Raw genomic sequence first — 11,223 nt, 5'->3', positions numbered from 1 at the left:
CGATGGTACTGCACTCGACAGGGTGTGGGAGAGTAGGACACCGCCGGAACATCCTTGCGAAAGGCCCCCAACAACAGTTGGGGGCCTTTTTGCGTTATGTTTGGCCGACACCACTATGGCGAGGGGAAATCGAGCGGAATCCGCTCGAACCGGTGATCCGCAGTCGGCAATGAAGCAAACGTTGCTTTCGCCCAGCGGCGAGCGATCATAAATGCGCGTGGCAGCTTCTTGTGATGAGATCGACCCACACGTGTGGATCGGTCGCCCATAGGTTGTGGCCGACTCCCGGTAGTTCTTCGAATCTGCCGTGCGGAATCAGGGCGGCGAGTTGCCGCAGTGGCCAGGGCGGGCGGATGTCGTGCTGTGGGGCGACGAATGTCATGCCAACAGCGGAGTCGGCCAGTCGGCGGAATAGATCCGGCTCGTGGATCCACTCCACGAATGACGCGCTCAATTCGGTGTGGACGGCTGGTTCCCAGTCGATCTCGATGTCGGCCTCGAGATGCCGTGAGGACTCATATGCCTGTGACCAAGTGCGGTCCTTGTGTAATCCATGCCCGGCGACGCCGACAACGGACCTGACGCGCTCGGGATGATCCAGCGCGTAGCGCACCGCCAGGTCCGAGCCCCAAGAATGGCCGAGCACTACCCAGCTGTCGATACCTGCGGCTCGTCGCACCGCTTCGATATCGGCGACGGCCTGACCGAGGTCGTGCGGCCCACCCTCGGAGCGTCCGACGCCCCTGGGCTCGGGATACCAAGCGCGCATCCCGCGAGGTGCCAGCCGGTCGTCCTCGAGATAGTGAACACAGCCCGGTCCACCGGAGAGCACCACGACATCCGGACCGTCTCCCGTGACACCGACGTGCAGCAAGGTCCCGTCAGTGGCTGGCACCTTCATCGATCGCATTTCACCCCCGGCCGCAGCGAAACCGAGGTGGCGATTTCGCCCCTCCACCCTATTGCTCCGGTCGTTTCGGCGGTACCTCGTTCTGGAGAACCAGTCGGCCTCGTCGAGCGTCTTCGCGGTGACGCCGAATGTTGGAAGAGTCCGAATGCGGTCGATCGGTGCTGCGTCGCGAGCGGGTCGCTTTGCGGCGCACCGGGTGCCGATGTCCTCCGGGCAGCCCCTGACTCGGATGCCGTGGATATGGGGATGCGTCCGGATCCGCAACGCTGGACCTCGGGCCTATGGTCGTGTCGAGGAGGTCGCCATGAGATCTGTCACGGTTCCGTTGACCGTCATCGGGGTCTATGCCGCGGTCGCGAGCTTCGCGTTCGCGGCCGCTCTCACCGAGACGATCATGCTGTATCCCAATGTCTTTCGTGACGTGCCGGAATCGCTGGCACAGACCCAGCAGTTCATGAGTGCGGTCGCGGTCGGCGATGTGATGCGGCCGCTCGGCGGGGCGCTTACGGTATGCGCGCTGGTCGCCTGTGCGGTCGCGGTTCGGTATCGCCTCGCACGGGGATGGGTCGGCGCATCGATGATTTCGCTCATCAGTGGCCAGTTCTTGCTGTCGATCTTCTACCTGTGGCCACGCGCGACGATTCTGTTCGACGAACGCTCCCGGCACAGCTTCGCCGAAATCGAGAGTGCGGCAACCGAATTCCAGGTAGGCGAGTGGGTTCGGATTGCCGCGGCCCTGGCGACCGCGGTATTCGCGGTCGCTGCCACGCTGAATTGCTATCGCATTCGGGTTCTCGCGACGGTGGATGCACGGTTCGCGCAACCGGCCTAGGGCCGGGTGCCGGTGGACCACAGCGGCGTCGTCTCCACCCGAGACAGCCGCCAGCCCTCCGCCGTGCGAACCGCGTCGAAGCTGTAGACCTCGCCGAGGGTGTATTGCGGCTCCGACACGGCGGTCGTGGCCGGAGCGAAAGTGGCGATGAGATTCGCCCGCACCTCGGCGGTATCGCCGTGCAGATCAATCATCACATTGGTGATGAAGTGCTGAATGCGCTTGTCATCGGAGTGATTCCGGCTCGCCTGCGCGATGAGCGCGGCACGACCCTCCGCCCGGCCACCGGGTGTTTTCGCGGTTGCCTCCGCGGTGTAGATAGCACGGAAGTCGTCGAAGCGCCCCTCGTCGAGGGCGCGGCCCAATTGATTGACCAGCCCGGTGATCTCGTTGCGGTCCACGAGTTCGCGGAGCTGGTGTGTGTCGTCCTTGGCGGCGGTGGTGCAGGCGGCGAGCGCCAGCGGCAATGCTGCGAGGGGGAGGAAGCGGCGGATCTTGCTCATCGGTAGCACCCTTTCGGCAGAACATTGGTGACTCCAATGTTGGTATGACCAACGATATCAGATTGTGGGTTGCACCAACAAGTCTTGCTACATTGCTCTCATGGAGATCGCGCACGAGGACACCCCGGGCAGGCTGCGTGCCCTGCCCACCAGACTGGTCAATCAGGTGGCCATCCTCGCCAACCGAGCGACCGAGCGCGCCCTCGAATCGACCGGATCTCGCCGCTACCACTACGCGCTGCTCACCACGCTCGGCGAATTCGGCCCCGCCAGCCAGGCCGATCTCGGCCGTCGCACCCGTATCGATCGCAGCGATATCGTCGCTGCGCTGAACGATCTGGCCGAACGCGGCTTGATCGAGCGCGCCCCGGATCCGAGCGACCGCCGCCGCAATATCGTCACCATCACCAAGGCGGGCACGAGCCACCTGGATGAACTCGACCGACGAATCGAAGGTGCCCAGGACGAACTGACCGCGGCTCTTTCCGCCGCCGAGCGTCGCGAACTCGTCCGGTTGCTCACTCGGATCCTCGATGATCATGTGCAAGGGTGATCGCGTCCCTATTTCCGCAGGCCGGGGGTAGGGCGCGCGGAGCGAGCAACTAAACTGCAGCCGTGAGTCTTGTGCTGCTACCTGCTGTCGACGTCGCCAATGGAGAGGCCGTGCGCCTGGTTCAGGGGGAGGCGGGCAGCGAAACCAACTACGGCTCCCCGCGCGACGCGGCGCTCGCCTGGCAGGAAGCCGGTGCGGAGTGGGTGCATCTGGTCGATCTGGACGCGGCATTCGGCCGTGGCTCCAACCGCGAACTGCTGGCCAAGGTCGTCGGTGAACTCGATGTCAAGGTGGAGCTGTCCGGCGGCATCCGCGACGACGAATCGCTGGAGGCCGCGCTGGGTACCGGCTGTGCCCGGGTGAACCTCGGCACTGCCGCGCTGGAGGATCCGCAGTGGTGTGCCCGCGCCATCGCCAAGCACGGTGAGCGCATCGCCGTCGGTCTGGATGTACGGATCGTCGACGGCGAGCACCGGCTGCGCGGCCGCGGCTGGGTCAGCGACGGCGGTGATCTGTGGGAGGTGCTCGAACGCCTCGAGCGCGACGGTTGCTCGCGCTACGTGGTCACCGATGTGACCAAGGACGGCACCCTCACCGGCCCCAACCTGGATCTGCTGCGCGAGGTCTGCGCCGCCACCGATGCGCCGGTCATCGCCTCTGGCGGCGTTTCCACCATCGAGGATCTGATCGCCATCGCCGAACTGGTGCCCGAGGGTGTCGAGGGTTCGATTGTCGGCAAGGCGCTCTACGCGGGTCGCTTCACGTTGCCCGAAGCGTTGGCTGCGGTGCGCTGACGATTCGATGACCGCCAACCGCCTCGATACCGAACTGCCGGCCTTGCTCGACGTCGCCGGCGAAATCCTCGACGCCGCCAGTCCGCGTTTCGTCGAGGGGGTCGGCGCGCCGAGCGCGGTGGCCAAGGGCCGCAACGACTTCGCAACCGAACTCGATCTGGAGTTGGAACGCACCATCTCCGCGCAGCTAGAGCAGCGCACCGGAATCGAGGTGCACGGAGAGGAATTCGGCGGTCCGCAGCTCACGTCGGGGACCGCGTGGGTGCTCGATCCGATCGACGGCACCTTCAACTACTCATCGGGACATCCCCTTTCGGGCATGTTGCTCGCACTGGTGCACGACGGGGCGCCGCTGCTCGGACTGACCTGGCTGCCACTGCTCGGCCAGCGGTATATGGCGGCCGTCGACGGTCCGGTGGTACTCAACGGCGAACCGCTGCCGCGACTGCCGCACGGGAAGCTGGGCGAGGCGATGATCGGGTTCGGCGCGTTCAATGTGGACTCCGCGGGTCGCATTCCCGGCCGGTTCCGTTTCGACCTGCTCGGCCCGTTGAGCAGGCTGTCGTCGCGGGTGCGCATGCACGGCTCCACCGGCATCGATCTCGCGTTCACCGCGGCGGGTGTGCTCGGCGGCGCGATCGTCTTCGGGCACCATCCGTGGGACAACGCCGCGGGCGTTGCGCTGGTGCGCGCGGCGGGCGGGGTGGTCACCGATCTGACGGGGGAGCCGTGGACCATCACCTCTGGTTCGGTGCTGGCCGCCGCGCCGGGGGTGCATCAGGAACTGCTCGAAATGATTTGCACGGTCGCCGACGATGCGTGAGGCCGCGCACGAAGGACACATGATTCGAAGAAGGGTGAGCCGATGACGTTGGCGGTACGCGTGATTCCGTGCCTGGATGTCGACGCGGGCCGGGTGGTCAAGGGCGTCAACTTCGAAAACCTGCGGGACGCGGGCGATCCCGTCGAACTCGCCGCCGCCTATGACCTGCAGGGTGCCGACGAGCTGACCTTCCTCGACGTCACCGCCTCCACCGGCGACCGCGGCACCATGATCGATGTAGTGACCCGCACGGCCGAGCAGATATTCATCCCGCTCACCGTCGGCGGCGGCGTGCGCACGGTCGAGGATGTCGACCGACTGCTGCGTGCGGGCGCGGACAAGGTGTCGGTGAATACCGCAGCCATCGCGCGCCCCGAGGTCTTGCGGGAAATGTCGGAGCGCTTCGGCTCGCAGTGCATCGTGCTGTCGGTGGACGCCCGCACCGTTCCGGACGGCCAGCCCGATACGCCGTCCGGCTGGGAGGTCACCACGCACGGTGGTAAGCGCGGCACCGGTATCGATGCCATCGAATGGGCTATGCGCGGAGCCGATCTCGGTGTCGGCGAGATCCTGCTCAACTCGATGGATGCCGATGGCACCAAGGCAGGCTTCGACCTGCCCTTGATCAAGGCCGTCCGGGAGGCGGTCTCGGTGCCGGTGATCGCCAGCGGCGGAGCCGGTGCCGTCGAACACTTTGCTCCCGCCGTCCAGGCCGGCGCGGACGCGGTGCTGGCCGCCAGTGTCTTCCACTTCGGCGAGCTCACCATCCCTCAGGTAAAAGCCGCCATGCGCGCTGAACAGATCACCGTTCGCTAGCCCGCCTCGGCACACCACGCCGACGCATAACAAATGACTGCCTCACAGTTCTGCTTGTGCTAGACGGTCGGTGGGGATGTGCCAACGCGAGGTAGTTTGCTCATGATCGCCAGGCACCGACCGCCCAGGCCGCGACTCACGGTCGCTTCACCGTCGGCATCGGGCTCGGTGCCTGCTCGATCACCGAGGTGTGAACTTCGACTGCCGATACCCGGCTCCGCGCATTCCTGACCGCATTGCGTGGCATCCTCGACAACGGCTGGTGGAATTCCGCGGCGAAACCCTCAGCGCCGTAACGCCGATGCCTGCCGCGGTCGTGGGTGCCGAGTCGACGGTACCGGTCATCGGTCGCGGCGATGGGGCGGCAGGCGCTGCGCGTGACGGCCGAATCGGCCGACGGCACAATGCCATTTCCGGCGGGTCCGAAAGCGTTGGGTCAGATGTCGTTGTCGTCCAAACAGATCTGGCCGCCGAGGTCGATCGCCGACGCGCCTGACAGATCCTCGATGAGCTGAATCGCATTCGCACAGCTCGAGATTCTTTCGGATAGTTCGGCCGCCACGCCGCAGCGGTGATTGCTATCTGCCCGACAGTTACCCAGGCTTAGCGACCATGTCCGCCACGTGTCCCGCATGCTCCTGGCCATCGCCCATGCTGGTGTCGACACACGGTTCGGTTCGCTATCTGCGGTGCGTCTGTGGCAAATGGCTGGTTGCCCATCAGGGCAGGGTGCACTTGGTCACCGGCAGAGCCGCGTGCACCAAAAAGCCGGTGGCCGAACATCTCGAACTGATTCCGCTGCCAGAGGAGTAGAACCGCTGCGCCGGGTGGCGTTTCGGCAGTACACGATGTGTTCTGGCGGGGCGCCCCCTGTATAACGGTCATATGACTCTCGACCCCGCCATCGCCGCCCGGCTCAAGCGCAATGACGCCGGACTCGTCGCCGCGGTCGCGCAGGAGCGCGGCACCGGCGATGTGCTGATGGTTGCCTGGATGGACGACGAGGCGCTGGCCCGCACGCTGGAAACCCGCAAGGCGACCTACTATTCGCGGTCCCGCCAGCAGTACTGGGTCAAGGGCGAAACCTCCGGCCACACCCAGTACGTGCACGAGGTTCGCCTCGATTGCGACGGCGACACCATACTGCTCGTTGTCGATCAGCAGGGCGCGGCCTGCCACACCGGCACACACACCTGCTTCGACTCCGACCTGCTCCTCGCCGATACCTGAGCGCAATCGCACGCGACTGCTAGGGATTCGGCCGCTCGTCGCGCTCTTCGACCGCCGCCGACCTGCCGTTGGGCTGGCTCAGAGTGTCGCCGAGCTGCCTGACGAGCAGCTCGCTGAGGTCGGCGAGTTGTGCCGTCTGTGCGGCATCGAGACCGTCGAATACCAACTGCCGCACCGCATCCAGATAGCCGGGCGCCGCCTCGACCACCTTCGAGTAGCCGTCGTCGGTGAGCACCGCATGCACACCGCGGCGGCCGGTGGTTGCCGACCGCTGTGCCCAGCCCATTCGCTCCAGCTTCGACACCACATGAGACAGTCGCGATAGCGATGCATTTGCTTTGTGGGCAAGGTCACTCATCTGCAGCCGATGGCCGGGCTCTTCGGATAATATTGTGAGCACCCAGTATTCGAAATGCGTCACCCCGGATTCGCGCTGCAGCTGGGTATCCAAAGCGCCTGGTAGACGTGTCATCAGCGCTACGATCGCGCGCCAAGCTCGTTGTTCGTCCGGGTCGAGCCACTTCGTCACTGGGTGCCTTCTTTCGAGACAAGTGACGTCTTGTTGTTAGCGAACCTAGCGATTAATGAAAAGCGTGTTCACGGTCACTCGCGTAAACGAGTTTGCCACGACTTCGCTCGACCGTCATGGACTTGGTCCGTGACGTGAGGTCACTCACAGGGCCGGATGCTATGTGTCCTTAGGTAACCGTCGGCGTTTGCGGAGTGGCGGCGGGCGGTGTCGGTGCCGCCGGCTTGCCGGGATGTCTGCGCCGCCACCGCCGTCGGCCGATCAGACCCAGCACAGTGAGGAAGACCGCGACCGCGACGATGGCGCCGACCAATGACGCACCGCGGAAGGCTGGCGCGTCGACGTCCAGAATCCGTTCACCGGCATGTGCGGCATTGCTGCCGCCGAGCACGATCGACAGCGTCATCAGATTCGGAATCGCGACGATTACCGCGAGCAACGCGGCAGCACCCGCGATGAACTTTCCGGCTCGCCGCTTCCAGATCAGCGCCGCGGCCAGCAACAGGAACAACGGGATCGCGGTGCAGAGCAGGCCGTATACCAGCCCCCCGCCGATGCCCTTGCTGAAACTGCCACTTACCAGCTCGGCGACGCGCTGTGCCCACCAGCGTGGAATGAACGCCGCCAGAATGAAGTAGGCGATGATCAGTACGGCGATGACGGCCAGCGCACCGATGATCCGCGTGCGCCACGTGGCCAGCGTGGATTTCTGCCCGTCCGGCCGAACCTCGCTCGAAGTCATGAATCCAGCGTATGCCGGGCAATCAGCAGATCGGCGGCGTTAGACCTGGTGTTTTCGGGTGGCGAGTGCGGGATCGGGGAATTGAGCTACTGCAGTGCGCGCTCGCGCAGGAACTTCAGTGCCTTGTCCGCGTGCGCATCGGCCCGCAACTCGCTGGTGATCACCTTGGCGACCTTGCGATCCCGGTCGATCACGAACGTCTGCCGCTTGACCGGTGCGATCCTGCCGAGCAGTCCGCGCTTCACCCCGAACGCCGAGGCGACCTTACCGTCGGCATCCGATAGCAACGGGTAACCGAGGTTCTGTTTGGCGGCGAATCCGGCCTGGGTGTCGACGCCGTCGGTGCTGATGCCCACGCACGATGCGCCGAGTGCGGCGAATTCGGCGGACAGATCACGGAAGTGGCACGCCTCCGCGGTGCAGACCGGCGTATTCGCGGCGGGATAGAAGAACAGCACCAGCGGACCGTTCGCGAGCAGCGCATCGAGCGAACGCGGTGTGCCGGATTGATCGGGGAGCTCGAACTCGGGAGCGAGCTGACCTGTCTGCATAGTGGGGACAGTACCGGGCGCGAGGTCGGTTTGCCGCCCCCGCGCTCGGTCCCGTCATGCCGGCGGCCGGAATGACGGGTTCGTATCAGGACTAAGCGCCGATGAGCGCGGCGACCTCTGGATTCTTAATCTGCATGACATCGAGAATTCCGTGCGCGCGCAGCAGCGGCCTGAGTTCCCTGATCCGGTCGCTGTGGGTGGCGTACTCATCCGGAAAGTGGTGCTTGTCCAGGGCTTCCAGCGCCTTCACGTAGGTGACGAAAGAAGCTAGGGCGTTCATCTGGTTGGTGCTCGGTGATCCGCCCATGGAATTCAGGCCGACCATGCGCGGGGGCAGGCCGGAGCCGACGGCATGCCGTCCGTCCGGCGCACCTGGCGGCGAGGGGTACATCAGTTGTCTCCTCTCGAAATGGGTACCGCGTGTGAGATCGAACGGGGCGAGTGTAGTGACGGCTGTCACCCGCGCCCACAGCACGTCAGAACCGGACAGTCGGTTCAGGAGATTGGGACGCGCCGACAAGGCTGTCGGTGCCACCTGGGATGATGGACTCATGCCTGGCGCGTCCACTCCCACCACCACGACCCGCGAACAGTTCCACTTGCTCGCCGCGGAGCATCGGGTGGTCCCCGTGACCCGAAAGGTCCTGGCAGACTCCGAAACTCCGCTGTCGGCCTACCGCAAGTTGGCCGCGGATCGGGCCGGTACCTTCCTGTTCGAGTCCGCGGAGAACGGGCGGTCCTGGTCGCGCTGGTCGTTCATCGGTGCGGGCAGCCCATCCGCGCTGACCGTCGTCGACGGGGAAGCGGCCTGGCTCGGGAACACCCCAGCGGACGCGCCCTCCGGCGGCGATCCGCTGGTCGCGCTGCGCGAAACCCTGCAGCTGCTGCGGACCGAGCGGCTGCCCGGCCTGCCCCCGCTGACCGGCGGCATGGTCGGCTACCTGGGCTATGACGCGGTGCGCAGGATCGAGCGGCTGCCCACCCTCGCCGTCGACGATCTGCGGCTGCCCGAGATGGTGCTGCTGCTCGCCACCGATCTGGCGGCCTTCGACCATCACGAGGGTGCGATCACGCTCATCGCGAACGCGGTCAACTGGAACGGCACCGCTGAGCGGGTCGACGAGGCCTACGACGATGCGGTCGCCCGGCTGGACCGGATGACCGCCGCGCTGGCCGCACCCGCGGAGTCCACGGTGTCGGTCTTCGATCAGCCGGAGCCGGAGTACCGCCGCCGCCGCACCACCGAAGAATTCGGCGCGGGCGTGCGCCGCCTGGTGAAGGAGATCGAGGCGGGCGAAGCCTTCCAGGTGGTGCTCTCGCAGCGCTTCGAAATGGACTACGACGGCGCGCCGTTGGACCTCTACCGGATGCTGCGCGCCTCGAATCCGAGCCCGTACATGTATCTGATCCACATCCCGGACGGCGACGGCGGCACGGCATTCTCCATCGTCGGCTCCAGCCCGGAATCGCTGGTGACCGTGAAGGAGGGAGTGGCGACGACACATCCGATCGCGGGTACTCGGTGGCGCGGTGCCACCGAGGAGGACGATCTGCTGCTGGAGAAGGGGCTGCTGGCCGACGAAAAGGAGAATGCCGAGCATCTGATGCTCGTCGACCTCGGCCGCAACGATCTCGGTCGGGTCTGCCAGCCGGGTACGGTGCGGGTCACCGAGTATCGGCATATCGAGCGCTACAGCCACGTCATGCATCTGGTCTCGACGGTCTCGGGCCGTCTCGCGCCGGGCAAGATCGCGCTGGACGCGGTCAATGCCTGCTTCCCCGCGGGCACACTGTCGGGTGCGCCGAAGGTGCGTGCGATGGAGCTCATCGAGGAACTCGAGCCAACGCGTCGCGGCGTGTACGGCGGTGTCGTCGGCTATCTCGACTTCGCTGGTGATGCGGATACCGCGATCGCCATCCGCACCGCACTGCTGAAGGAGGGCACCGCCTACGTGCAGGCGGGTGCGGGCATTGTCGCGGATTCGGATCCCGACTACGAGGACGTCGAATCCCGCAATAAGGCCATGGCGGTCTTGCGAGCGGTGGCGGCCGCGAAAACGGTTCGGGCATACGGCGTGCCGACACCTGCGGACGGTAGCGCGGAATGACCGATTCGGAATCCGCCGATACCGATCCGGCCGTCCCGGCGGACGTGCAGACCACGCAGCGGAAATATCCGGTCGGCGCGATCGTCCTGCTCACCGTCGCCGCCGCGGCGCTGTGGGGCTCCTCCCGGATGACCTGGGTGACTGTCTGGTCCACCGACGGGCTGACCGAACCGCGCACCGACAAACTCAACGGCGGTGTCTGGTTCGGTGCGCTCACACCGCTGGCCCTGGTACTGCTGGCGGCCATCGCCGCCGTGTTGGCGACCCGTGGTTGGCTGCGGCGCATGTTCGGCGTGCTGATCGGTTTGGTCGCCGCGGTGACGGCCGTGCCCGCCTTCGCGCTACTGACCAGATCCGGCGCGACCGCGGCACGGGCCGCCACCCTGGCCGAGCTGCCCGGTCGCGCGACCGTCACCCAGGTGGTCACCGCCCAGTTCCCCGCCGTACTTTCGCTGCTGGGCGCGCTGGCGGCCTTCGCGGCCGGTGTTCTGCTGGCCCGCATGCCCGAGGACGCCGCCCGCCTGTCCGGCAAGTACGACAATCCGGTGTTCCGCAGGGCCGCAGCCACCGAACAGGTGACGCGTCAGCGCACCGAAGAGGCCGTGGGCAATACCGGTCAGCTTTCCGAACGCGTGCTCTGGGATGCATTGGACGCGGGCACGGACCCGACAGCGGAAGCGGTTCGGCCCACTTCGGCCACCGACGATTCCGCCGATCATGATCAGGGGAAACAACGGCATCGAGGTGTCTGAGCAGGTGACTACCAGCCCCGGCGCAGTTGCGCCACAAGCAGCCATTTATTCTTTGTCAGCATCGGTGAGACAGCGCCTGG

At 65.9% G+C, this 11,223-nt stretch carries 14 protein-coding genes; 8 read left to right on the top strand and 6 right to left on the bottom strand.

The features are described from left to right. Positions 1-205: 205 nt before the first annotated feature. Entirely contained in the window at positions 206-901 is a 696-nt protein-coding gene (locus tag AB0L58_RS30550; protein WP_364391915.1) for an alpha/beta hydrolase, read from the bottom strand. A gap of 313 nt (positions 902-1,214) precedes the next feature. Between AB0L58_RS30550 and AB0L58_RS30545 the strand changes: the two genes are divergently transcribed. Beyond that, positions 1,215-1,742, top strand: a complete 528-nt coding sequence (locus tag AB0L58_RS30545) for a hypothetical protein (protein WP_364391913.1) — start codon at positions 1,215-1,217, stop codon at positions 1,740-1,742. On the opposite strand, the gene AB0L58_RS30540 is transcribed toward AB0L58_RS30545, so the two are convergent. Next, positions 1,739-2,245, bottom strand: a complete 507-nt coding sequence (locus AB0L58_RS30540) for a nuclear transport factor 2 family protein (RefSeq protein WP_364391910.1) — start codon at positions 2,243-2,245, stop codon at positions 1,739-1,741. The two genes, AB0L58_RS30545 and AB0L58_RS30540, sit on opposite strands and share 4 nt — an antisense overlap. A 100-nt stretch (positions 2,246-2,345) precedes the next feature. Here AB0L58_RS30540 and AB0L58_RS30535 point away from each other — a divergent pair, with 100 nt between their 5' ends. The 5 genes from AB0L58_RS30535 (at position 2,346) to hisI (ending at position 6,461) form a co-directional block, all read left to right on the top strand. Further along, positions 2,346-2,798 (top strand): MarR family transcriptional regulator, encoded by a 453-nt coding sequence (locus AB0L58_RS30535; RefSeq protein WP_364391907.1) that lies wholly within the window; start codon positions 2,346-2,348, stop codon positions 2,796-2,798. A 62-nt stretch (positions 2,799-2,860) separates the two neighbouring features. Beyond that, the gene (gene priA, locus AB0L58_RS30530; protein WP_364391905.1) at positions 2,861-3,592 is read left to right on the top strand and encodes a bifunctional 1-(5-phosphoribosyl)-5-((5-phosphoribosylamino)methylideneamino)imidazole-4-carboxamide isomerase/phosphoribosylanthranilate isomerase PriA; all 732 of its coding nucleotides are present in this window, start codon (positions 2,861-2,863) and stop codon (positions 3,590-3,592) included. 7 nt (positions 3,593-3,599) lie between these two features. Continuing rightward, positions 3,600-4,415, top strand: a complete 816-nt coding sequence (locus AB0L58_RS30525) for an inositol monophosphatase (protein ID WP_364391902.1) — start codon at positions 3,600-3,602, stop codon at positions 4,413-4,415. Positions 4,416-4,457: 42 nt separating this feature from the next. Further along, a complete protein-coding gene (gene hisF / locus AB0L58_RS30520; protein ID WP_364391900.1) occupies positions 4,458-5,231 on the top strand; it encodes an imidazole glycerol phosphate synthase subunit HisF in 774 nt (257 codons plus the stop codon). An 885-nt stretch (positions 5,232-6,116) separates the two neighbouring features. Further along, entirely contained in the window at positions 6,117-6,461 is a 345-nt protein-coding gene (gene hisI / locus AB0L58_RS30515; protein ID WP_364391898.1) for a phosphoribosyl-AMP cyclohydrolase, read from the top strand. A 19-nt stretch (positions 6,462-6,480) separates the two neighbouring features. Here hisI and AB0L58_RS30510 read toward each other — a convergent pair whose 3' ends face one another. The 4 genes from AB0L58_RS30510 to AB0L58_RS30495 form a co-directional block, all read right to left on the bottom strand. Beyond that, on the bottom strand, positions 6,481-6,933 hold the full coding sequence (locus AB0L58_RS30510; RefSeq protein WP_364391895.1) for a MarR family transcriptional regulator: 453 nt from the start codon (positions 6,931-6,933) through the stop codon (positions 6,481-6,483). 226 nt (positions 6,934-7,159) lie between these two features. Further along, positions 7,160-7,732: a permease gene (locus tag AB0L58_RS30505; protein ID WP_364391893.1), complete on the bottom strand. Its 573-nt coding sequence runs from the start codon at positions 7,730-7,732 to the stop codon at positions 7,160-7,162. Positions 7,733-7,818: 86 nt separating this feature from the next. Beyond that, a complete protein-coding gene (locus tag AB0L58_RS30500) occupies positions 7,819-8,283 on the bottom strand; it encodes a peroxiredoxin (protein ID WP_364391891.1) in 465 nt (154 codons plus the stop codon). A gap of 91 nt (positions 8,284-8,374) precedes the next feature. Further along, positions 8,375-8,674: a hypothetical protein gene (locus tag AB0L58_RS30495; RefSeq protein ID WP_364391888.1), complete on the bottom strand. Its 300-nt coding sequence runs from the start codon at positions 8,672-8,674 to the stop codon at positions 8,375-8,377. 160 nt (positions 8,675-8,834) lie between these two features. On the opposite strand from AB0L58_RS30495, the gene AB0L58_RS30490 reads away from it, so the two are divergent. Together AB0L58_RS30490 and AB0L58_RS30485 are read left to right on the top strand one after the other, a co-directional pair. Further along, positions 8,835-10,391 (top strand): anthranilate synthase component I, encoded by a 1,557-nt coding sequence (locus AB0L58_RS30490; protein ID WP_364391886.1) that lies wholly within the window; start codon positions 8,835-8,837, stop codon positions 10,389-10,391. Continuing rightward, a complete protein-coding gene (locus tag AB0L58_RS30485) occupies positions 10,388-11,143 on the top strand; it encodes a TIGR02234 family membrane protein (protein WP_364391883.1) in 756 nt (251 codons plus the stop codon). The genes AB0L58_RS30490 and AB0L58_RS30485 overlap by 4 nt, the downstream gene beginning before the upstream one ends. Positions 11,144-11,223: the final 80 nt, after the last annotated feature.

The sequence above is a fragment of the Nocardia sp. NPDC052112 genome, from assembly GCF_040680135.1.
In the GTDB taxonomy this organism is placed as follows: domain Bacteria; phylum Actinomycetota; class Actinomycetes; order Mycobacteriales; family Mycobacteriaceae; genus Nocardia.
Note: the sequence above shows the minus strand (reverse complement) of the source record. Positions and strands in the feature narration are given on the sequence as shown.

Excerpts from the sequence above, each read along its gene's own strand:
- AB0L58_RS30550 (WP_364391915.1), bottom strand. The coding sequence starts at position 901 with ATGAAGGTGCCAGCCACTGACGGGACCTTGCTGCACGTCGGTGTCACG.
- AB0L58_RS30510 (WP_364391895.1), bottom strand. The coding sequence starts at position 6,933 with ATGACACGTCTACCAGGCGCTTTGGATACCCAGCTGCAGCGCGAATCC.
- AB0L58_RS30535 (WP_364391907.1), top strand. The coding sequence starts at position 2,346 with ATGGAGATCGCGCACGAGGACACCCCGGGCAGGCTGCGTGCCCTGCCC.
- AB0L58_RS30500 (WP_364391891.1), bottom strand. The coding sequence starts at position 8,283 with ATGCAGACAGGTCAGCTCGCTCCCGAGTTCGAGCTCCCCGATCAATCC.
- AB0L58_RS30540 (WP_364391910.1), bottom strand. The coding sequence starts at position 2,245 with ATGAGCAAGATCCGCCGCTTCCTCCCCCTCGCAGCATTGCCGCTGGCG.
- AB0L58_RS30485 (WP_364391883.1), top strand. The coding sequence starts at position 10,388 with ATGACCGATTCGGAATCCGCCGATACCGATCCGGCCGTCCCGGCGGAC.
- AB0L58_RS30505 (WP_364391893.1), bottom strand. The coding sequence starts at position 7,732 with ATGACTTCGAGCGAGGTTCGGCCGGACGGGCAGAAATCCACGCTGGCC.
- AB0L58_RS30525 (WP_364391902.1), top strand. The coding sequence starts at position 3,600 with ATGACCGCCAACCGCCTCGATACCGAACTGCCGGCCTTGCTCGACGTC.
- AB0L58_RS30495 (WP_364391888.1), bottom strand. The coding sequence starts at position 8,674 with ATGTACCCCTCGCCGCCAGGTGCGCCGGACGGACGGCATGCCGTCGGC.
- AB0L58_RS30490 (WP_364391886.1), top strand. The coding sequence starts at position 8,835 with ATGCCTGGCGCGTCCACTCCCACCACCACGACCCGCGAACAGTTCCAC.
- hisF (WP_364391900.1), top strand. The coding sequence starts at position 4,458 with ATGACGTTGGCGGTACGCGTGATTCCGTGCCTGGATGTCGACGCGGGC.
- AB0L58_RS30545 (WP_364391913.1), top strand. The coding sequence starts at position 1,215 with ATGAGATCTGTCACGGTTCCGTTGACCGTCATCGGGGTCTATGCCGCG.
- hisI (WP_364391898.1), top strand. The coding sequence starts at position 6,117 with ATGACTCTCGACCCCGCCATCGCCGCCCGGCTCAAGCGCAATGACGCC.